17 protein-coding genes and 2 pseudogenes are annotated in these 22,213 nt (G+C 47.0%); 8 read left to right on the top strand and 11 right to left on the bottom strand.

Annotation, left to right across the window (positions count from 1 at the left end; genetic code table 11):
- Positions 1–7 precede the first annotated feature (7 nt).
- Together JCM15548_RS01625 and JCM15548_RS01620 are read right to left on the bottom strand one after the other, a co-directional pair.
- The gene (locus JCM15548_RS01625; protein WP_062122148.1) at positions 8–2,158 is read right to left on the bottom strand and encodes an amino acid permease; all 2,151 of its coding nucleotides are present in this window, start codon (positions 2,156–2,158) and stop codon (positions 8–10) included.
- Between the two features lie 274 nt (positions 2,159–2,432).
- A complete protein-coding gene (locus tag JCM15548_RS01620) occupies positions 2,433–4,091 on the bottom strand; it encodes a SulP family inorganic anion transporter (protein ID WP_062122147.1) in 1,659 nt (552 codons plus the stop codon).
- Between the two features lie 243 nt (positions 4,092–4,334).
- Here JCM15548_RS01620 and JCM15548_RS01615 point away from each other — a divergent pair, with 243 nt between their 5' ends.
- The 6 genes and pseudogenes from JCM15548_RS01615 to JCM15548_RS26060 all read left to right on the top strand — a co-directional run bounded on the left by JCM15548_RS01615 (position 4,335) and on the right by JCM15548_RS26060 (position 9,844).
- Positions 4,335–6,035: a Na/Pi cotransporter family protein gene (locus JCM15548_RS01615; RefSeq protein ID WP_062122146.1), complete on the top strand. Its 1,701-nt coding sequence runs from the start codon at positions 4,335–4,337 to the stop codon at positions 6,033–6,035.
- A 303-nt stretch (positions 6,036–6,338) separates the two neighbouring features.
- Entirely contained in the window at positions 6,339–6,533 is a 195-nt protein-coding gene (locus JCM15548_RS01610) for a ferredoxin (protein ID WP_062122145.1), read from the top strand.
- A 66-nt stretch (positions 6,534–6,599) separates the two neighbouring features.
- A complete protein-coding gene (gene otsB, locus JCM15548_RS01605) occupies positions 6,600–7,427 on the top strand; it encodes a trehalose-phosphatase (RefSeq protein ID WP_062122243.1) in 828 nt (275 codons plus the stop codon).
- A gap of 19 nt (positions 7,428–7,446) precedes the next feature.
- Complete coding sequence (locus JCM15548_RS22570) at positions 7,447–8,181, top strand: glycoside hydrolase family 65 protein (RefSeq protein ID WP_227625327.1); 735 nt, start codon at positions 7,447–7,449, stop codon at positions 8,179–8,181.
- A 29-nt stretch (positions 8,182–8,210) separates the two neighbouring features.
- Positions 8,211–9,523 (top strand): annotated as a pseudogene (locus tag JCM15548_RS26065) (glycoside hydrolase family 65 protein); the annotation flags it as partial.
- Between the two features lie 45 nt (positions 9,524–9,568).
- Complete coding sequence (locus JCM15548_RS26060) at positions 9,569–9,844, top strand: glycosyl hydrolase family 65 domain-containing protein (RefSeq protein WP_369403663.1); 276 nt, start codon at positions 9,569–9,571, stop codon at positions 9,842–9,844.
- 28 nt (positions 9,845–9,872) lie between these two features.
- On the opposite strand, the gene JCM15548_RS01595 is transcribed toward JCM15548_RS26060, so the two are convergent.
- The 5 genes and pseudogenes from JCM15548_RS01595 to JCM15548_RS01580 form a co-directional block, all read right to left on the bottom strand.
- Positions 9,873–10,808 (bottom strand): YihY/virulence factor BrkB family protein, encoded by a 936-nt coding sequence (locus JCM15548_RS01595; RefSeq protein WP_062122144.1) that lies wholly within the window; start codon positions 10,806–10,808, stop codon positions 9,873–9,875.
- A 193-nt stretch (positions 10,809–11,001) separates the two neighbouring features.
- A complete protein-coding gene (locus tag JCM15548_RS22555; RefSeq protein ID WP_262486858.1) occupies positions 11,002–12,690 on the bottom strand; it encodes an efflux RND transporter permease subunit in 1,689 nt (562 codons plus the stop codon).
- 273 nt (positions 12,691–12,963) lie between these two features.
- Positions 12,964–14,429 (bottom strand): annotated as a pseudogene (locus JCM15548_RS22550) (efflux RND transporter permease subunit); the annotation flags it as partial.
- Between the two features lie 13 nt (positions 14,430–14,442).
- The gene (locus tag JCM15548_RS01585; protein WP_062122143.1) at positions 14,443–15,585 is read right to left on the bottom strand and encodes an efflux RND transporter periplasmic adaptor subunit; all 1,143 of its coding nucleotides are present in this window, start codon (positions 15,583–15,585) and stop codon (positions 14,443–14,445) included.
- Positions 15,586–15,642: 57 nt separating this feature from the next.
- Positions 15,643–17,010 (bottom strand): TolC family protein, encoded by a 1,368-nt coding sequence (locus JCM15548_RS01580; protein ID WP_062122142.1) that lies wholly within the window; start codon positions 17,008–17,010, stop codon positions 15,643–15,645.
- Positions 17,011–17,272: 262 nt separating this feature from the next.
- On the opposite strand from JCM15548_RS01580, the gene JCM15548_RS01575 reads away from it, so the two are divergent.
- The gene (locus JCM15548_RS01575) at positions 17,273–18,253 is read left to right on the top strand and encodes a hypothetical protein (protein ID WP_062122141.1); all 981 of its coding nucleotides are present in this window, start codon (positions 17,273–17,275) and stop codon (positions 18,251–18,253) included.
- Here the strand turns inward: JCM15548_RS01575 and JCM15548_RS01570 are convergent.
- The 4 genes from JCM15548_RS01570 to JCM15548_RS01555 all read right to left on the bottom strand — a co-directional run bounded on the left by JCM15548_RS01570 (position 18,250) and on the right by JCM15548_RS01555 (position 20,253).
- Positions 18,250–18,783 (bottom strand): periplasmic heavy metal sensor, encoded by a 534-nt coding sequence (locus tag JCM15548_RS01570; protein WP_062122140.1) that lies wholly within the window; start codon positions 18,781–18,783, stop codon positions 18,250–18,252. The genes JCM15548_RS01575 and JCM15548_RS01570 overlap by 4 nt on opposite strands.
- Positions 18,770–19,195: a hypothetical protein gene (locus JCM15548_RS01565; protein WP_062122139.1), complete on the bottom strand. Its 426-nt coding sequence runs from the start codon at positions 19,193–19,195 to the stop codon at positions 18,770–18,772. The genes JCM15548_RS01570 and JCM15548_RS01565 overlap by 14 nt, the downstream gene beginning before the upstream one ends.
- A complete protein-coding gene (locus JCM15548_RS01560; protein WP_062122138.1) occupies positions 19,185–19,754 on the bottom strand; it encodes an RNA polymerase sigma factor in 570 nt (189 codons plus the stop codon). Before JCM15548_RS01560 ends, JCM15548_RS01565 begins: the two co-directional genes overlap by 11 nt.
- Positions 19,755–19,857: 103 nt before the next feature.
- On the bottom strand, positions 19,858–20,253 hold the full coding sequence (locus tag JCM15548_RS01555) for a hypothetical protein (RefSeq protein WP_062122137.1): 396 nt from the start codon (positions 20,251–20,253) through the stop codon (positions 19,858–19,860).
- Positions 20,254–20,889: 636 nt separating this feature from the next.
- Between JCM15548_RS01555 and JCM15548_RS01550 the strand changes: the two genes are divergently transcribed.
- A complete protein-coding gene (locus tag JCM15548_RS01550; protein ID WP_062122136.1) occupies positions 20,890–22,188 on the top strand; it encodes an O-acetylhomoserine aminocarboxypropyltransferase/cysteine synthase family protein in 1,299 nt (432 codons plus the stop codon).
- Positions 22,189–22,213: the final 25 nt, after the last annotated feature.

Below are 22,213 nucleotides of genomic sequence, written 5' to 3'. Positions count from 1 at the left end.
CTGGGGATTAATTCAAGGCTTTCCCGTTTTCCTTGTCCTTGTCCTTATTGAGCCGTACAAAACGATCGAACAATTGAGCAATCGACCGCGGTTCACCAATAATGGTTAATACATCGTTCTCTTGCAGAATGGTATTCCCGTGCGGCGGAAAGGTTTCTCCTCCCCTTTCGATGAGGGCCACCAAAACGTCTGTAGGATATTTGACCTCTTTCAGCGCCTTGCCAATGGTTTCACCCTGAACACTTCCCGGTAAAAGCTGAACAGTAATATATCGCTCATTGTGCAATAGAAATTCTTTCATTTCCCGGTGACTGGTAATTCTCAACATCTCCTCCAAAAATTCATCCCGCTCCACGATGTCTATCAACCGGGAAAGCATTCTCAACTGCTGGCGGGACTCTTCAGACGAATTAACCAGAAAAAAGAAGACCTTAATGTAATCCTCAGAAGAAATGGCCCCCTTGCTGACCGGTTTTCGAATACCATTTTTACATATAATGATTTGCAGGGATGGATGATCCACCCCATCGTTTTTAGCATATAAGATGGAAACCCCGGGTATAACCAGTGCAGGTTCAATGGGAGAAGTGGCGTAAAACTCCTTCACCAAAACATCTTTATCGACATGCATCTCGGTCGAAAAGACTTCGGAAACTTCTTCCACCAGCGCTTCAAAGTTGATTTTGCGTTCCAGATTGACAATGCGGGCATTGATGATGGTCTGGTCAAAAGGATCGCCTTGTCGGAGCCCCTTCTCCTTTAAGATGGTCATGAACTCATTCTCTATGTCCGGATACTGGTATTTGCCCAAAAGGGCAAACCAATGAAAAATAGCCCCTTCCCGTTTAACTTTCAATCTGGCATAATATCGGTACCACAAAACGGCCACCAAAACAATGGCCGCACTGAACAAAATAGCCATCCACCCCATGTAAATAATTAATACAAAGGAGATAATAATCCCGGCAATTTGCATCCAGGGGTAGAAGGGCGACCGGTAGCCGGGATCGTAAGATTCAATTTTACTGTTGCGAAAGACGATCACCGACAAATTAATCAACATGAAAATGAACAGCTGAAAGGTACTGGCCAGTTTGGCAATCCCTTCTTCCGACAGAATCAAAATAAACAATAAAATCAAGGCTGTGGTCAGCAATATAGCGGCATAAGGCGTTCCCATTTTATTCACTTTGGAAAAGCCGGCCGGAAACAAGGTATCCCGACTCATGGCAAAGGGATAGCGCGAAGAAGAGAGCAATCCGGCATTGCCCGTACTGGCAAAAGCCGCCATGGCAGCACCTGTCATCAGGTAGGCCCCTAAATCTCCGGGCAACCAGTTAAAAAGCTTTTTGACAGCGGTGGCGGCCGGCGCCAAATCATTGGCAAACTCGGAGGGCTCAATGACACTGACCATGACAAAAACACCCAGCACATAGACCAGGCCGGTAACTATTAAGGAGAGTAGCATCCCAAGGGGGATGTTGCGCTCCGGGTTTTTTATCTCCTCGGCTACGCTGGCTATTTGGGTCAGACCCAAATAGGAAACAAAGACAAAACCCGAAGTAATAATCACCCCTTCAAATCCATCCGTAAAAAAAGGATCAAAATGATCGTTGATACCGGGAATATCCACCCTGTCGGTAAAAAAGATATTGTACAAACCATCCACAATGAAGGTTCCCAGTACCACCAGAAGAAAAATGACAAAGATATTTTGTAAGCCGGACGTCTTCTTGGCCCCCACCAAGTTCAGCCCCATAAAAAAGAGGGTGGCCATGATGGCAATGGTCTTGACCGGGACTTCCCAGAAAAAGGAGGCGTAGGCACCGATACCAATAATGGCAAAGGCCGTTTTGAACATCAATGCAAAGTAAGTGCCCAATCCACCAATGGTGCCCATTAGCGGGCCCAGACTTCTGTCCAGAAAAAAGTACGCACCCCCGGAGCGGGGCAAGGCGGTTGATATTTCCGCAATGCTAAACATGGCCGGCATAATCATGATCCCCGCTACCAAATAGGCCACAAAAACCGAGGGTCCGGTATACTGTGAAGCCAATCCCGGCAGCAAGAAAAATCCGGAACTAAACATGGCGCCCGTGCTAATCGCGAACACATCAAACAAACCAAGCTCCTTATTGAGACGCGTTTTATTACCCATAGATATTCCTGTTTTAATCTCCGCAACACCTGCAGCAACGAATCATTAATTGTATTGGACTCCTTTCCTCCTCCATCCAACCATAGGCATATAACAAGCCCACCGCATAATTAGTTCGTCACCTTACAACAGTTTTAAAAAACGATTACCCAATGAAACTGCTCTAAATATACGATATTATACAGAATTCCCGGAAGCTACTAACACTTTGTTTCCGCAAGAATTACTGAGAAGAAGGGCATGTAAAGAAATGTCGACACGAAGACGGAAGGCCCTAATCCCTGGCAGCCAAGCCTTTCACTTTTGACACCGCCTCTTCAAACAAAGGCAAAACATTTTCCCCACCTATCAATTGCCAAATACCATGTTGTTTCAGGGCCTCGGCAACTTCGGGATTCACGCCTGTTAGAATAACCTGCTTTTTGAGATATATGAACCGCTGTAGAAGTGCCTTTAAATTATGGATGCCGGTGGCATCAATCATGGGCACATGACGCATACGAATAATAACGATGGTGGAGCGGTCGGGTATATTGTGCATCAACTCTTTAAACTTATTGGCCACCCCAAAAAACAGGGGCCCCGAAACCTCATAAACGACACAAGAGGCAGGCAGTTCCAAACGAACCATGGCGGCATCATCCACCTCATCATCGGGATAATTCACCAGCGTCCTGACTTCACCCACATCTGCCATGCGCTTCATAAACAATAGCGCGGCCAGTACCATACCTACCTGAATGGCAATGGTCAAATCAACCACCACTGTTAATACAAAGGAAGTCAACAAGACCAGCACATCATAACGGGAACCCCGCATAATGGAGACAAAGGACCGCCACTCGCTCATGTTATAAGCCACCACCATCAGAATACCTGCCAGCACCGATAAAGGAATCAGTCCCGCCCACTTGCCGGCAAAGAGCATAATAATCAGCAATACAACGGCGTGGACCAGTCCGGCCACCGGCGTTCGACCCCCATTCTTGACATTGGTAGCCGTCCGGGCAATGGCCCCGGTGGCAGGAATACCGCCGAACAAACCACTCCCGATGTTGGCCACACCCTGGGCAATGAGTTCGGTATTGCTTCTGTGGCGTCCGCCAATCATACCATCCGACACTACCGCTGAAAGAAGCGACTCGATAGAGCCCAGCAGCGCGATGGTAAAAGCCGGTCCGATATGCCGGATGATTAAATCCCAGCTCAAATTGGGAAGTGAAGGCATACTAATGGCAGAAGGTATTTCTCCAAATTTGCTGCCAATGGTGTCCACATTAAGGACGCCCAAGGCCACTAAAACAGCACCCAATAACAAAGCGATCAGGGAACCCGGGACACGTGAGGAAATTTTACCCCAAAACATGGTTAGGCCAAAGCTGACCAGCCCCAGAAGCAGGGTAGACCATTGAACCGTATGGAAGGAAACCATCAGCACATTCATTTTTGCGGCAAAATCGGCGGGCAGCTCCCCTGTTTGCAAACCAAAAAAATCCTTGATCTGTGAAACAAAAATGAGCAGGGCAATACCACTGGTAAAACCGACCGTTAAGGGATAGGGGATGAAACGAATCACCGCGCCCAGCCGGAACAACCCAAACACAATCATAATGACCCCGGCCATAATGGTGGATATGATAAGCCCATCCAGTCCATAGGTGGCAATGATGCCGGCTACAATGACCACAAAGGCGCCGGTTGGTCCGCCAATTTGAACCCGACTGCCCCCCATTAATGAAATCAGGAAGCCGGCCACGACGGCTGTCAACAAGCCTTTTTCAGGACTAACGCCCGAGGCAATCGCAAAGGCGATGGCCAAAGGTAAAGCCACCACGCCGACAATGGTACCAGCCATGACATCACGCAGCAATTGTTGACGGGTATAACCTTCTTTAAAGGTAGTCAGTATTTTGGGAAGAAAGAGCGGCTCCATAGAGATTCAATTAAGTAGTAAAAAAACATGCAAACTTAGGGATAATATCGGGTCGTTGTCATGGCAGCCCAATAACAATTAATAAATATTAATATTAAAGATGCTGTGGATCTGTTGCTTTTAAGTAAAGATTTTAAGCTTCTTACCCTTATATATGCAAAAAGAAAACGGATTCGCCTTTCATCCTTAGAAAAAAAACATATTTTTGCCCCGGTGTTAGTGAACCCCAAGAACTAAACGACAATGAATTACTCCTTTTACGACTTTCTGACCATGGTAGGGTCACTCGGGATGTTCCTCTATGGGATGAAGATGATGAGTGAATCGCTCCAAAGAGTAGCCGGGCAAAAAATGAGAAGTATCCTGTCAGCCATGACCTCCAACCGTTTTTTTGGCGTACTGACAGGATTTTTTGTGACCACCGTGGTGCAATCCTCCTCCGCCACCACAGTCATGGTGGTTGGCTTTGTCAATGCGGGACTCATTACCCTTAAAGAATCCATTGGGGTTATAATGGGGGCCAACATAGGAACAACCGTTACCGGATGGATCATCACCATCTTTGGCTTCAAAATGCAAATCAGTGATTATTCGCTGCCCATGATTGCCATCGGTATTCCGCTCATCTTTTCTAAAATAGTGACACGTCGCTCCTGGGGCGAATTCATTGTTGGTTTTGCCCTTCTCTTTTTGGGACTGGATTTTCTGAAGGGATCAGTACCCAACATCAATGACAACCCGGAGATCTTGAGTTTTGTCACAGGATTCATGGGCTTTGGCTTTGGCTCCACACTTATTTTTCTGGCTTTGGGCTCTATACTGACCATCGTCATTCAATCGTCATCGGCCACGATGGCGCTGACCTTTGTGATGGTCAATCAGGGATGGATTTCCTTTGAAATGGCGGCCGCCATGGTTTTGGGCGAAAACATCGGCACCACCATCACCGCCAACATTGCGGCATCGGTGGGTAATTTAAGTGCCAAACGGGCCGCCCGTGTGCATCTCCTGTTCAATGTTCTGGGCATCGTTTGGATGCTGGCCATTTTCAACACCTATACCGGGGTGATTGACCAGTTTGTAACCGACCAGGGCGGGGTTTCTCCCTCTGATTCCCCGGCGGCCATCCCCACCGCCCTGGCCTTGTTTCACACCTCTTTCAACATCATCAATGTGCTTATTTTCATTTGGTTTACACCTTTATTACAGAAGGTGGTCATTCGAATGATTCCCCAGCGGGACAAGGACAGTGAGGAAGATTTCCGCTTGAAATTTATTACCACGGGCATGCTGTCCACACCAGAATTATCGCTCTTACAGGCTAAAAAAGAGGTGCAGTTCTTCTCGAAGCACACCATCAAAATGTATGGCTTCTTCCGTAAACTCCTGTATGAAAAAAGCGATAAAAAATTCAATAAGCTCTATACCAAAATTCAAAAATACGAGAACATCTGCGACAATGTGGAAGTGGAAATCACCAATTACCTGAGTCAGGTGTCCCAATACAAAATGAGCGACAACGGACAACGCCGCATGCGCTCCATGCTGAAGCTGGTGGGTGATTTGGAGAGTGTGGGCGACTGCAACTACAATCTGGCCCGCACGGTGAACCGAATGCGGGAGAATAAGATCAGTTTCAACGAAGAAGCCATGAACAAACTCGAGTTGATGTTTAATCTGGTGGAGCAGACTTTGGAAGAGATGCGAAGCAACCTGAACAAGGATGAATCTGAGGTTTCTCTCGGTAAGGCCATTCAGCTCGAAGAGCAGGTGAACAACTACCGCAGTCAACTCAAAGCCGAGCACCTGGACAACTTATCCAAAGCGGTCTACTCCAACGAAGCGGGCATTCTCTTTAACGATTTATTCTCGGAATGTGAAAAACTGGCCGATTATGCCATCAATGTTTCAGAGGCCTTGGAAGAAGTGTCTTCCAGAAAATAAGGAAGCAATCTTCTCGAACAGAAAAGCCGGCTCGTGCCGGCTTTTCTGTTTTTACGCCGGGGTTGAAAAAAAAATGCCCCCCGAACCCCCAGTTCTTAAGTCCAACAAGAAATGAGTCATTTTGGCCTGTAGACACATAGGCTTTGGACTGGTGGGGAAAAATGTCAACACATACAGGGTCTGTTTTCCACCATTCATGGTTTGTACAACCGTATAATAGGCATGGTATAGTAATTGTTCGAATCAATACGGATGCCGCCGTTTGGTATCTAAAAAAGGATTGTTTCACCAAAATAAGATGTTATGGCTATTAGTAAAGTATGGATTGAAGAAGGCTGCACCGCCTGCGAACTTTGTGTCGACATTTGTCCTGAAGTATTTGAAATGGCAGATGACACGGCTGTGGTCATTGAGAATGCCAAAGTAGACGTTTTCGAGGATCAGGTGATTGAGGCCGCAGACAGCTGTCCGGTTGAAGTCATCCGATATGAGGCTTGATAATGAATGGGTTATTTCCAAATAATCACATCTGATAAGCTGAACAGGGGGACGGAACCGGAGAAAATGAAAGACGATCAAATGAACAAGCGACCTGAAGAACTGCCCAATGCATTGGCGCAGATGGATAAAATTCTGGAAAGCACCAGTGGCAGGCAAATTTGCCTCTTTCTGGATTACGACGGCACCCTGACGCCCATCGTTTCCAATCCGGATGAGGCTTTATTGTCGGAAAAAGCCCGGGAAGTCATCGGGAAATTATCAGAACGAATCACCGTGGCCATTATTAGCGGGCGCGACAGGAAGGATGTCAGTGCCAAGGCCGGCATTCCAAACATCATTTATGCAGGCAGTCACGGTTTTGATATCAGCGGACCGGATGGCCTTGAAATGGCGCATGCATCTGGAGAGACCATCATTCCTGCTCTGGACTTAGCAGAAAAACAGCTTAGGGAAAAACTGGGATCCATCGAAGGCGTACAAGTCGAGAGGAAAAAGTATGCCATTGCCGTGCATTTCCGAAATGCCAGGGACCATGTCCTCCCCCACATCAGGGAAGCGGTCTCGGAAGTACTGAACAGTCAAAAAGAACTAAAAAAAGGAAGCGGAAAGAAGATCCTGGAACTAAAACCGGAAATTGACTGGCACAAAGGAAAGGCGCTTATCTGGCTAATGAAAAAACTGCAACTGGACAGGGACAAATATATACCGGTTTTTATCGGTGATGATGTCACCGATGAGGATGCACTGAGCGTGGTAAAAGAGGATGGAGTTGGCATTATTACCGGCTCCCACGATCAAACAACCGCAGCCAGTTACCGGCTTGAGGATCCCGATCAGGTCATTGCGTTTTTAGAGCAGCTAAAAGACCGACTGCTTACCCTTAGGGATTAATCATGAAAACGATTCAGGAATGGAAGATTACTGTATAACCTATAACGACTGGAAACCTGAAGAACAAAAATTACGTGAAGCTTTATGCACCCTGGGAAACGGCTATTTTGCCACACGGGGTGCAGCGGAAGAAAGTAGCAACGATGCCCATAATTATCCCGGCACCTATCTGGCAGGAGGGTTTAACCGGGCAACAACGGAGATCTCAGGAAAGCGCATTGAGAATGAGGACTTTGTTAATTTTCCGAACTGGCTGTGTCTGAATTTCAGGCCGGAGGGTGGTGAGTGGATGGATTTGAACCAATTTAAAGTTCATGAATACACCCAGTCACTGGATATGAAAAAAGGCCTTTTGATACGGGCATTCAGGGTAGAGGACAGCCAGGGCAGATGCACCCATATCCAAAGCCGGCGCTTGGTAAGCATGCACGATATGCACCTGGCGGGCATTGAATGGCAGCTCACAGCGGAGAACTGGAGCAGGGATATCGAATTGTACACGGCGCTGGATGGAACGGTCACCAATGCAGGGGTAGAACGTTACGCGGATCTGGAAAGCCAACATCTGGAACCACTAAATACCCGCGAAGTGGATGATGAAAGCCTCCTCCTGATGGTGCGCACCAGACAGTCGAAATATGCCGTGGCCCTGGGTGCCCGTACCTGCATATACCATCAAAATTCTAAAATTGATACCCTAAAGGAAACCCATCAACGTGAAGGTATATTGATCAGAAACATCGCTTCAAGCTGACACAAGGCGAACCTTATGTCATCGAAAAAATGGTTGCACTCTACACTTCTCGCGATCGCGCTTCTGCCGAACCATCCCTCGAAGTCTGCAAAGATCTAAAACGCATGGGGCGTTTTAAAAAAATATGGCTTCCCCATATCAATGCCTGGGAAAAATTGTGGCGGAGGGCGGACATTGGGGTCATTGACGGCGATAAGACCCAGGAGTTACTCAGGCTGCACATCTTTCACATTCTTCAGACGGTATCGCTTCACTCCATCGGCCTGGATGTAGGCGTCCCATCAAGAGGACTGCACGGAGAGGCCTATCGCGGTCATATTTTTTGGGATGAAATATACATCTTCCCCTTTCTCAATCTGCGCTTTCCGGAAATTACCTACGCCCTGCTGATGTACCGCTATCACAGGCTGGATGAAGCGCGCTATGCAGCCAGACAGGCGGGATACAAAGGGGCCATGTTTCCCTGGCAAAGTGGCAGTAATGGTCGGGAGGAGAGCCAGGAAATGCACCTCAACCCCAAATCGGCAGGTGGAAACCGGATGATACCCATTTGCAAAGGCATGTCAATGCCGCCATTGCCTATAACATATGGAATTACTATCAGGCCACCGACGATATTGCCTTTCTCTCCAATTTTGGTGCAGAAATGTTTTTCAGCATCGCTTCTTTCTGGGCGAGCAGGGTCACCTACGATGAAGCCCGGGACCTTTATGAAATTCATGGTGTGGTTGGTCCCGATGAATACCATACCTCCTATCCCGATTCAGAAAAACTGGGCCTGAACAACAATGCCTATACCAATGTAATGGTGGCCTGGTTGATGCAAAAGGCCCTGCATATAAAAGATAGAATTCAAAAAAGTCGTGTCCGCGAACTGATGAATGACCTGAATATTGATCAGCAGGAGCTGTCCCTTTGGGAGGCGATCAGTAAAAAGATGTTTGTGCCTTTTGGTGAAAACAATTTGATCCTTCAATTTGACGGGTACGAGGACCTGAAAGAATTCCCTTGGGAAGCCTACAGAAAAAAATATGACAACATACAACGACTCGACCGGGTTCTTGAAAGCGAAAATGACAGCCCCAATCGTTACAAAGCCAGCAAACAAGCAGATGTTTTAATGTTGTTTTATCTTTTCAATCTGGAACAGCTAAAGGAAATATTTAGGAACCTGGGCCATGATTTTACCCAGGAAATGATGGAACGTAACATTGAGTATTATAAGGCACGCACCTCACACGGTTCAACACTCAGCCGCTTTGTATTTTCATGGATACTCTATAAATATGACAAGAAAACGGCCTGGCAAAATTTTGAAAAACTGCTCATCAGCGATTTTGAAGATATCCAGGGAGGTACAACCGAAGAAGGCATCCATTTAGGTGCCATGGCGGGCTCACTGGATCTGATTCAACGGGTTTTTACCGGCATTGAAGTAACGGAAGAGGCTTTATGGATAAAGCCCGATTTGCCGGAACATGTGCAAAAAATAAATTTGCAGATAAAGTACCGACACCACTGGATAGCTATCTCTGTGGACCATGACAAACTCCGAATAGCCTTCGAGGAAGGCTATTCCAACAAGGTAAACATTGGTGTATTGGATCAAATACACACCTTCTCCCAAGGCGAGGTAAGAACCTTTGATATGTCTGGCCGCTAAAATTGAAATCAAACCGGTGAAAGACTTATCAACCTTCTTTTGGCTCGAATTTGGCATAACTCTTTGGTCTGAACTTTATGCCATAGCGTTTGGTGTAGATCCATGTAAACTCGGCCCCAAAGAAAAGTATGAGACACGAATAGGACACCCATAAGAGTATAATAATCAGGGACCCTGCTGCCCCGTAAACGCTTCCCGGGTTGGACTGTCCAAAATAAAAGCTGAGCACTTCCTTCCCTAAGGCAAAAAGAAAGGAGGTGATCAAAGCCCCGATCCAAACACTCCGCCAGCCTATATGCACATCCGGTAAATATTTAAATATCAGCGCAAAAAGCAAGGTAATAACACCAAAGGAAATGACCAGTTCGGCGATCCAGAACAAATGATAAATAATGGATGGAAACCACTGTTGCAGATACTGCTGCAAAGCCATCAGCAGCGCAGAAATCACAAAACTGATCAGCATCAAAAAGCCGATCACCAACACAAATCCAAAACTTTTGGAACGGTCAATCAAATACCTAAGTATTTGATTCTTCGGATCCGATTCCACTTGCCATATTTTGTTAATGGATATCTGTAAATGAAAAAAAACGCCTGTAGCACCAAAAATCAGGGCACCGATACCAATGATGGTAGCAATGAGTGAACTATCCCCCATGGCTGCATTTTCCATAATCGACTGAATAGAATCGGCGGCCGACTGACCCATAACGGAATTAATTTCATCGTATATTCGTCCCTCTGCAGATTTTGTTCCCCAAAGATAACCCAACATGGTGATGATGATCACCATCAAGCCCGGAAGGGCCAGAATGGCATAGTAAGCAACAATCGCACTATGCCGCCATGGATCGTCCTGGCTCCAGGCCTTGGCAGTTCCTTTCAAAAGCGAAGGCAAATGCTTTATACGGAAACGCTCCCGCTCATCCTTCTTATTCTTTTTAAAATTAAACAGCCCCATAAATTCTTTATTTTGGTGGTCCGAAAAAGATGCTCAGTTCCCATATTGGTTGAAGCAAAAGTGTCACTCTCTTAAAGATAGTGATAAAATCACTTTTATGGAAAAATGATTTGTGCTTAAACCAAATTCAGAGCAGACAAAAAAAGCCGGTTGGCACCGGCTTTTTACATTTAATTCATACGCTAAGAACTTTTTAGGACGACTTTGCTGCAACTTCTCCCGTAGATGGCTTTTCTTTGACCATCCGGTTTCGCACCCGGACAGCGAGGTTATACATCACCGGCCCCATAATCAGGGTCAGAAAGGTAGAAGTCGTCAGGCCAAAAATAACGGTGGTGGCCATTGGCCCCCAGAAGGCGGCATTGTCGCCCCCAAAGTAAATATTGGGATCCAGTTTGGTAAACAGTCCGAAGAAATCGAAATTCAGGCCGACAGCCAGAGGAATTAAGCCCAATATGGTGGTAATGGCCGTCAACATAACCGGTCGTAACCTGGTTTTTCCGGCGGCCACTACCGCGTTGGCTTCATCCTCGCGCGATAAGCGTCCTTTGGGTGGCAGACCAAGAGTGTCCCGCTGTTGCTCACGCTTGATATCAATGTAGTCGATCAGCACAATGCCATTGTTGACCACAATACCGGCCAGCGACACAATCCCGACACCGGTCATCAAAATCACAAAATCCAAACCAAAAATACCCATTCCCAAAAACACGCCAATGGTGCTCAGTACCACGGTGGCCAGTATGATGACGGGCTTGGCACCGGAATTAAACTGGGTGACCAATATCATGGCGATCAAGGCAATGGCAATCAGCAGTGCCTTTATCAGAAAGTCGGATGTTTCGTCCTGACTTTCCTGCTCACCGGTCATTTCCCATTTATAACCGGCGGGCATTTCATAGTTGCTCATGACCGTCCGGATACGCTCATTAATGGCATTCGCATTGTAACCCTCCACCACATTGGAGTATAGGGTAATCATCCGGGTATTGCTCTTCCGCTTGATGTTTTCATAAGTGGTGTCATAGGTAAACTTCGCCACCGATGAAATGGGAATGTGGTGTCCTACGCCCTCCTTTTCTACTTTCAATTTCATATTCATCAAGGAAGAGACATTGTTACGGTAATCGTCGTTCAATCTTAAGACAATGTCGTACTCATCTTCCCCGTCTTTAAACTTATCGACTCTGGCTCCGTACAGGGCGGTGCGCAAACCACCGGCGACCATTTCGGTGGACAAACCCAGGCGGCGAACCATTTCCCGGTCAATATTCACCCGCATTTCAGGTTTACTCATATTGATGTCCAGCTCCAGGTTTTCAATACCGGGAATTTGCTGCTCATTGATGGTTTGTTGAATATCATTGGTCAGTTGCACCAGTTGGGCAAAGTCATCACCGGAAACCTCAATGTTGATAGGCCTTCCAACGGGCGGGCCCTCCTCCTCTTTCTCGACAAAGAATTTGGCGCCGGTAAAATTTTTAAAGGCTTCGGACAATTCACCCATTATTTTGGAGGTACTTATACCATCCCGGTCTACAAATTCGACAAAAGTGATGGTAAACAGGGCCTTATTGGGGGCCCGACCGGGTTCAAAAAAGTCGCCCTTCCCATTGCCAACATTGACCCCAACCGACTTGACGATGTGCCGATAAGGATCGATCACCTCATCCACTACAGCTTCCGCCCTTTTGGCCACCTCATCGGTCTTATCGATATCCGTACCCAGAGGCAATTCCATGGTTATGTAAACCGTTTTGGGATCACTTTCAGGAAAGAATACCACATTGGGTGTGGTGGCGCCAAAAAACACAATGGAAAAAATGAGTAAGACAAACATGCCAAAAAACAACCCGGTGGAGGTACGCCGCCCCAATGCCATGCGCAGCGTGGCTTCATATTTTCGCTCCATCCATGGCAAGAGCTGGCTCTGAAATTTTTGTGCACCGGGCTTCAACACAAACACATTTAAGGCGCTCATTAAAAGGGGCAAAACAAAAATGTTACCACCCAGAATGTTTCCTGTGAGAAAAAAGACCACACCTACGAGGGCCAACAGACCGGTAACCAGAAATAAACGTTTATGATTGACCTTTTTAAAGGGATCTTCCACCTTCATATAAAGGGCCGCAAAAACGGGATTCAGAACCAGGGCCACAAAAAGGGATGAAGCCAAAACGACGATCAATGTGATGGGCAGGAATTTCATGAATTCACCGATGATGCCCGGCCAGAACAACAAGGGGAAAAAAGCAGCCAAAGTGGTTGCAGTAGAAGTGATAATGGGAATGGCAATTTCACTCACCCCCTTTTTCACCGCATCCAGACGAGAATACCCTTCTTCGTACAAACGGTAGGAATTTTCAACCACCACAATGGCATTGTCCACCAACATTCCCAAGGCCAATAGCAGACTAAAAAGCACCATGGTGTTAATGGTGTAGCCCATCTCCCCCAGTATCAGAAAGGAAATAAACATGGACATGGGAATGGCCATGCCCGAAAACAAAGCATTACGAATACCCATGAACAGATAGAGGATGAGCATCACCAAAATCATACCCATCAAAATGGAGTTTTCCAAATTGCTGATCTGATCCCGGATAAACACCGACATGTCATCAGTTACGGTCACATTCAAATCTTTGGGCAACTGTCCGCTGGCCTGGCGCTCATCAATAATTCTGAAAATATTATCGGTGGCATTGAGCAGATTCTCTCCGCTTTTCTTCACAATGCTCAAGGAGACCACCGGCTGGTAATTGAGGCGCGAAATGGAACTCTGGTCTTCAAACCCATCAACTATCTCGCCACATCGCGCAAATAGACGATGTCGCCATTTTCAAATTTAACAATGGTAGCTCCCAGCTCATCCATGGTTTTATAATTGGCTTCTGAGCGCAGCGATCTGCGCGTACCATCCACCAAAATTTCCCCGGCCCCAATGGTCACATTTTCACTCATCACGGCCAGCTCAATGTCCATGAACGACAGGTTATAAGCTTCGAGCTTCAGCGGATCCACATGAATCTTAATCTCCCGTTCATCCACCCCCTTGATATCTGCTTCCCGCACTTCACGAAGGGATTCAAACTCATCCTGTAAATCTTCGGCAAATTTTTTCAGCTCATAAATGCTGTAATCGCCTGAAAGATTGATGTTCAAGATGGGAAACTCGGAAAAATCGAGGTCCTCCACGATGGGATCCGTGTCCAAATCGTCGGGTAAATCGCTGAGCGATTTATCCACCTGGTCTTTGACATCCTGCAAGCCGGTCTTGACATCCACATCGGTTTCAAACTCCACCAGAATAAGACTCATATCCTGAAAAGAAGCAGAAGAAAGTCGCTTAACCCCATTTAATCCCTTCAGCTCCTTTTCGATGGGACGGGTAATGAGGTTTTCAATATCGGGTGGACTGTTACCCGGATAGGGGGTTTGCACCATGATGTAGGGCACCACAATTTCAGGGAACAACTCCCGCTGCATGCCTCTGTAGGTCAGAATTCCTCCCAGAAACAGAAAGAAAACCAGTATATAAATGGTGTTTTTGTTCTCCAGCGCCCAATAAGTGGGCTTAAAATGCCGGTGGCTGATATCACCGTCTTGTATATGTTCCATCTTCAATAATTTCTTAATTCACCTCTGAAATATTCAACAAAGCCCCATCGGTCACCTGCGCATAGCCCTCGGTAATTATGCGGTCGCCCGGTTTCAAACCGGAATCAATCACGGTTTGGTTGTTGTCATTAATGGTACTGGTAATATAACGCTTGCGGGCCACGTCCTGATTCTCTTCATTGGCATCGGCTACAAACAGGAACTCCCCGTCAAAATCCTTCTTGACCAATATGGAAGGAACCACTATGGCATTGGGCCTTTCGTAGGTCTGCAACCTGAAAACAGCCATCAGGTTGGGCAGGATCTTCTGATTCCTGTTCATCATATCTACCCGAATCCGAAAAGTACGGCTGTCGGCATCCAGGACAGAGGAAGTACGGGTAATCACTTCCGGCACGGTCAAATCCAAAACCGGAAACTCAATCTGCACCGAATCCCCTTCCTCAATTTTATTCAGATAAACTTCGGCCACATCACCGATGATGTAAATCTGGTCGAGATTCACGATCCTGGCAAAAGGGATGGATGGAGCGGCCATTTCTCCTTTGCGTTGAAGCAAATCATCAACAACCCCGGAAATGGGTGAGGTGATAACGGACATGGCCCGTTGAGCTTTTAGTCCCTCCAGCTTACGCGCCAATGCCTCCTTCTCAGATTTGGCCTGCAAATACTGAACCTCACTACCAATGCTTTGGTTCCAAAGCAGTTCCTGACGTTCAAACATGGTTTGGGCCAAATTCAGATTAACTTCCAGTTCCTGAATGGAACGATCGAGGGCATCCGTATTTAAACGGGCCAAAACGGCTCCCTTGTTCACCCGATCCCCTTCTTTCACCAATATTTCAATGATGTTGCCGGAGGTTTCGGGACTGACCATCAGGTTCTTATCCGATTGCACCATCCCCATAACTTCAATAAAATTTTCAAAGCGCTCTTCTTTTACCCTGGATAGGGAAACATTAACCATCCCCTTTTCCGCTTCGTTGGACAGCTCGCTTTCCAATTCGGCGATCTTTTTCTGAAGCGCGTCCCTTTCTGCTTGATAGGCGGCCAGTTGCTCTTCTTTTTCCTGACGGTCATCCGCTACTTTTGAGCTGCAGCCATAACCAGCTAAAGCCAATAAAATCAGTGCTATTAAAACAAAACGTGTTGTCATTATCATTAAGTATTATATGGATCCTTACTAAACTTTTTAAAATCGGTGCTGAACCGCCTACAAATCTCCGGAGGCTTTCAGCAAAGATATGTGGGCATTCATCAGGTTAACGGCCGATTGTACATAGCTCAATTGTGCCTGAATGTATTGTCCCTGCTGTTGGGTAAATTCCGAACTGGTTGAAACGCCATGACTGAACTTGGTCCGCGTTTTTTCCAAAATATCCAGCGCCAGCTCGCGATTCTGAATGCTGTACAGATATTGCTCATGACTGTTTTTCATATCTGCCATGGCGGTGTAAAAATGATTGTCCAACTCGTGCATGGTCCTTTCCTTCTCATTTTGACTCTTGAGCCAGTTGAGCTTTTGTTGTTGCACTTTGGCATGCCGCATGCCGGATGAAAAAATGGGAATGGACACCTGCACACCTACAAACTGGGCCTTATACCACTCTTCTCCAAACACATTCCACTCATCCGCATAACCCATTTTCTGGTAGTTGTAAAAGGCGCTGATCTTAGGCAGGTACTGAACCTGTTCATTTCTAAGCATCAATTTCCGACTCTCTTCGTTCACCGCTGCCAATTGATAGTCCACATGCTTCTCCTGATCCAGAACGGGTTGTGGCAGACCGGAACCCAACATACGCCGGGACAAATGTGAAAGAGAATCCGATAATTCAAGCTGCTCTTCCCCCTTCATTCCCAGGGCATATTTTAGGACGGCCAGGGCAACCGTTTCGTTGCGCTCAGCCTCTTTCATGCGCTGGCGGGTATCATTGACCAGCAATTCCATTTGTGAAACGTCCAATGCTTCGACAAAACCCGTCTCATGCATCGCTTTGGTCTCCCGCAAAATGGCTTCGTTGTTTTGTAGCAACTCCTCAAAGGCGACTTTATTCTCTTGCGCACTGAGTACTAAAAAGTAGGACTGCGCCACTTTACTGCGCAACTCAATTTCTGTCTTTCGGCGGGTTTGCTCGGTCAGCTCCACAAAAACCCTGGTAGCCTGAACGCCTACAAAATAGGAACCGTCAAAAATCATCTGGGTAACCCCCAAGGTGTAGCTGGCATCGTAAGCCGTACCAAAGGCCACCGGGATCTTATCACCGGACTGGACCCCATCCGGCCAGTTCTCTTCAGGAAAAAACTCGACGGGCAGGAGGCTCTGGGTCAGATCCATGGAATGATTATATCTTCCTGAGAAATCGACCTGTGGCAAGCCGGATGCCACGGTTTCCCATATTTTTCTTTGGGCCGCCTCCACATCATAATTCGAACTGATATTCGTATAACCATGCTCCGATGCGTATTCCAACGCCTGCTCCAGGCTGAAACGGTGCGTGGCTTCCTGTGCCACCACAGCCTTAAAACTACCGATACATACAACAATGGCCAACAACCAGCCATTTCTTAAAATATTCATACCTTACTTTTCTAAATTTATTCAAAAATACCCAACTCAACACTGGCCCTCAACCACTATTCGGTTAATGGTTCTTTTTGGCCGTTAAACAGCGAATGGAAAAGACAATTAAACCAAACCAGCGTAAATGAATCAGTAAAAATAAGGCATAAGCCGATGACTATCACACAATTTTCTGACAATTTAACGTTATTATATTATTCAAGTGCAAGCCCCAAAACAGATGGCCCCAACATCTGTATCATTTAAAAATCATAGGCTTATGCAAAGGCTTGTTTGGATAACTGTATTACTACTGTCAACCCTCACTTTTCCGGGTGAGTTGGAAGGCCAGATTTGGCCATTCAGAAAGAAAGGGCAGGCAGAGCGCGCTACCCGCGACCTTGAAAAACGGCAGAAAGAGGCCGGCCAAAATCAGGGAAATGCCTTTAACCCGCTGCAGCCCATGGGCAGCAGCCGTAACTTCGACCGCGAAGACCATATCTGGTCGTCAGAAACGGCCTATATCAGCAACTTGTACACAGGTAATCTGAGCATTACCACGCCCTCACGGTTGGGCATTGATCGACAACTCGAATTACAATCCATGTTGGGAGCGCTGTATTGGTCGCCCAACCTAATGATCAAAAAAAGGTGGCACTCCGGAAGTTGGTGGTGGGCTACGCGGCATGGGGCTTATTTTCCTTCGCACGGACTCAAATGGGCACAACAAAAGGGGCACCACGCCATTGCCGACACAACGGTGAGTGTACCCCAAATCATCGCACTAAAAAATGAATTGATCGTCAGCAAACCCTTTTTTAGCGAGTATAGCTGTGTGACCGGACAGCCCTATTTGATCATCAGTGCGGGACTGTCTCTGGATTATGGAACGGCCTTATCGACCAATGATTTATCACCCATCGATGAGCATCTTCTGGGTGCCCGAAGCACTGCGCTAAACGGCCAGGGACTGCTGGTGATAGCCCGACTCAGAGCGGATGCGCGTCTGCTGCCCGACCTGAATCTGGAGGGGGGACTAAAATATTTTTCGGGTCAAAACAATCTTCACAACGTTTGGGAGCACCATGCCGCCATCCATTACTTTTTAGTCAGGAATCTGAGCATATCTCCCGGCTATATTCTCTCTATCGGCAAACTGGGCGAGGCCAACCCCGCTCTGTTTCCCTTTTTTGACATCACCTGGTACTTTGGTCAAAAACCACGCAGGCCAACGGGACTTTTCGGGAAATTGGGGTACTAATTTGGCACTTTGTGGCGGCGTCCGTGTTGCATGCCCCGGCCCTTGCCCTGTCCCCTTTGATGTTGCCCAAAGCCTTGGTGCATTTGAGAAAACATAACGGTAAGTTTCTCCTGTTGTTCGGGTGTGCATAATTCTCTCAAATCCAAAAAGTGATGGATGGTTAATCGCTTGATGCGCTCCTGTAGGCGACCGCTTTCATGGGCATATTTGCTAAGCTGTTCTATATCAGGGTCTGTTTGGGATAAGGCCTGCACAATTTGCGCCTCTAAATCACTCAAAAGCAGACGGTAATAATAAAGACTATCCCGGTAAGCCCTTTCACGTTCATGAAACAGAACCCGTTGGTCATCTTGTAAATCCAGGTGTTCCGCCAACCTTTGAAAACCTCGCCACGAAGCCGTATCGACGCCATAAACCTCTGAGGGCGCAGCCACATCCTTGTTCTCAGGCAGGGTCTTGTAGGCCAGCCAGCCCACCACAAATGCAAGCACCAAAACACCTAACCAAATGGCAACTTTATTCCTGTTCATAAGTCTCTGAATATAACCAGCCTTCTTCAATGCTTGACCCAGGCTCCATTAAAAAATAGTCCGATAAGACCACACTAAAATCTTCTGTGGCAGAACGTTCCTCCATCCTAACAGAGGCCGAATAACCACCAACCAAAGCTAATAAAACCGCCGCAACCTGCAAAGCCTGCTTCCAGACAGAAAGTAATTGAACCCTGGTTTCAGGCTCCTTTAGACCAGCCATTACCCGGGTGGATAAAAACGGCGGCACAGCCACCTGCTTTTCTTCACCAACCCTATGAAGCACCGCCAGGTGACTTTGCCACAAATATCGGCAATGCTTGCATGATTCAGCATGCAAACGGGCTTCAACCCCCAAATCCAGTCCTTGGTGATGTGCCAATAATTCTCGTTCAAACGTGCTACATTTCATGTCTCTCAGATTTTACCATTTGCTTCAAAGTCGCCTGCATACGTGCCCGCGCCCTGAACAATAAACTTTCTGCTGCTTTAAGCGACAAGTCCATCACATCTGCCAGTTCCTGATTGCTCAAATCCTGGTAATGACTCAGAACAAAAGCTTTATGCTGAGAGGTGGTCAGTCTTTCGAGGGCCCGTCTCAACAATTTCTTTTGCTCAGTGCGCAATAAATGCGCGTCTGCTCCTTCCCCACCTTTGATGTCCATCTCGTTTTTTTCATCGTCTATTCTCTGAAACCAGGAACGAAACTTCCGCTTTCGGATATAATTGATGGCCATATTGGTGGTCATGCGGTACAACCAGGTCGAGAATTGGGACGCCCCTTTAAACAAGTGTAACTTCTCATAGGCCTTGATAAAAACATCCTGCGACAAATCAGCGGCATCCGCCTCGTTATGGACAAATCCCATACAGGTTTGAAACACCTTTTGCTGATAGCGCTCTACCAGTTGTCGGTAGGCCTCCTTGTCTCCGGCTCTGATGAGGGCAATTATGGCATTGTCATCCTGCATTTTCACTTGACCGCCTGATTTTTAAAATTTATAGATAATCAGGAAAAGGCCGTGACCTTTTCCTGATTACACCTTGAGAAACAAGCTCTTAAAGAGGGGCGACTTATTCAGTAGGTGCTTGGGTACAACCCGGTCCACTGCCGTCCCGCAGACGCTGACCATTTCCGGTACCATCTGCCTTTCCCTGCCTTCTGCCGCTGCCATTTCGCAAGCCCTGTCCACTACCATCCCGGAGTCCCTTTCCGCGACCCAATTTTTGACCCGTAGCCCGGCCTTCACCGTTTCCATTTCCGGGACCCAATCCTTTACCTGCGCGCTTTCCATCGTAATGGTCACAAACACCGTCTTTATTGGCATCGATAAAGCCCGGACGGGCAGTCTGCTCAGTGGTCTCTGTGGCTTTTGCTGTTTCGGCTTCGGCCTTTTGGGCATCCATTTCCATGGTTCCCAAAAAGGCGAATCCGGCAACCAACACTAAAGATAAAATAATTCGTTTCATAATTAAACATTTAATAGTTTTACATGTATCCTGGTTTTGTCTTTCAGGATTTATTCTTTAGACAAGGAGGATGGCAAAACCATTCGGCGAAAGTGGTATTATTTTAAAAATACTTTTTCTCAAATAATTTTCATATTTTATACGTGCTCAAGCCGCACGGGCTCATTCTTTTTGGCTACAGCCCCAAAAAGAATGCAAAAAGGCCGTCGCTAATGAAAAATCACTAAAAAGCCGGTAATACGGCTAAAATCTGCGAAACTCGCTACGCTCAAACAGCGCATATTTATTAACGCCTTATCACCAGCTTTTCTAAACGCGATTTTTCAAAGGCGAATAGAAGATACTTCACACCTCCTTTTTACATTGAAAACAAAAATGGGGGCTGTGTGTTATTTGATTTATGTCAGGTTTTAACCATATTTGCATTTAGATGAATAAAGGTATGAAGCATTATACATCCACTGCCAACTGCACCATGACCATGCACCGAATGTACACTTTTGGATAAACTCCCGGTGCCTGCTGTCTGATTCACGACCACCATATGAAGCCCATCAGACACCAATGCTACCGGGCATTGGCGGTATTTTTGTGACTAAAAACATTCCAATTATTTACACATAAACAGAATCAACCATGGCTGATTTACATTTTGAAACATTACAATTGCATGCGGGACAAGAAGTGGATCCCACGACGCTTTCACGGGCGGTGCCCATTTATCAGACCTCCTCTTATTTGTTTAAAGATGCGGAACATGCGGCCAACTTATTTGGCTTGAAGGAGTTTGGAAACATATATACGCGCATCATGAACCCGACGACCGATGTGTTTGAAAAACGCATCGCTGCCCTTGAGGGGGGCGTCGCGGCGGTGGCGGTGGCTTCCGGACAGGCGGCCCAGTTCATCGCCTTGTCGAATATTGTGGAAACGGGTGACAACTTTGTCAGCACCTCCTACCTCTATGGCGGTACTTACAATCAGTTTAAGGTTCAGTTTAAACGCCTGGGCATCCGGGTTAAATTTGTGGCCAGTGATAAGCCGGCAGATTACGAAGCGGCCATCGACGAAAAAACCAAAGCCATTTATGTGGAAACCATCGGCAACCCGCGTTTTAATGTTCCCGACTTTGAAGCATTGGGGGCGGTGGCCAGCAAGCATGGCATTCCATTGATTGTGGACAATACCTTCGGTGGTGGGGGCTATCTTTTCCAGCCTCTGAAGCATGGTGCCAACATTGTTGTTGAATCGGCCACCAAATGGATTGGCGGACACGGTACCAGCATCGGCGGTGTCATCGTGGATGGGGGCAACTTTAACTGGGGCAATGGCAAATTCCCCATGTTCACCGAGCCCTCGGAGGGCTACCACGGCATGAAATTCTGGGAAGTCTTTGGCGCGGACAGTCCCTTTGGTAACATCGCTTTTAGCATTCGTGCCAGAGTCGAGGGACTGCGCGATTACGGTCCCGCCATTAGCCCATTCAATGCCTTCCAACTGATTCAGGGTGTCGAAACCCTTTCTTTGCGTATGGAACGACATGTGTCCAATGCCCTGGCATTGGCCCAATGGTTGGAGCAGCATCCCCAGGTAGAATACGTCAGCTATCCCGGACTAAAAAGCAGCCCCTTCCACGCCACCGCTCTTAAGTATCTCAAGAAAGGCTTTGGGGGGATGTTAAGCTTTAAAATAAAAGGACCTGTTTCCGCAGCCGACCAGTTTATAAACAACCTGCAACTCGTCAGTCATGTGGCCAATGTGGGCGATGCCAAGACGCTGATCATTCACCCGGCCTCCACCACCCACGAGCAACTATCCAACGAAGAGCAAAAAGCGGCCGGAGTGGAGAAAGGTTTATTGCGCGTTTCCGTAGGTATTGAGCATCTGGAAGACATCAAAAATGATTTTATACAGGCGTTTGAGCAAGTGAAGTAAAGAAGGCAAGTTTTCCGAGAACAGC

Source organism: Geofilum rubicundum JCM 15548 (assembly GCF_000974365.1).
Lineage (GTDB): Bacteria > Bacteroidota > Bacteroidia > Bacteroidales > Marinilabiliaceae > Geofilum > Geofilum rubicundum.
This window is presented reverse-complemented; position numbering and strand designations above follow the sequence as displayed.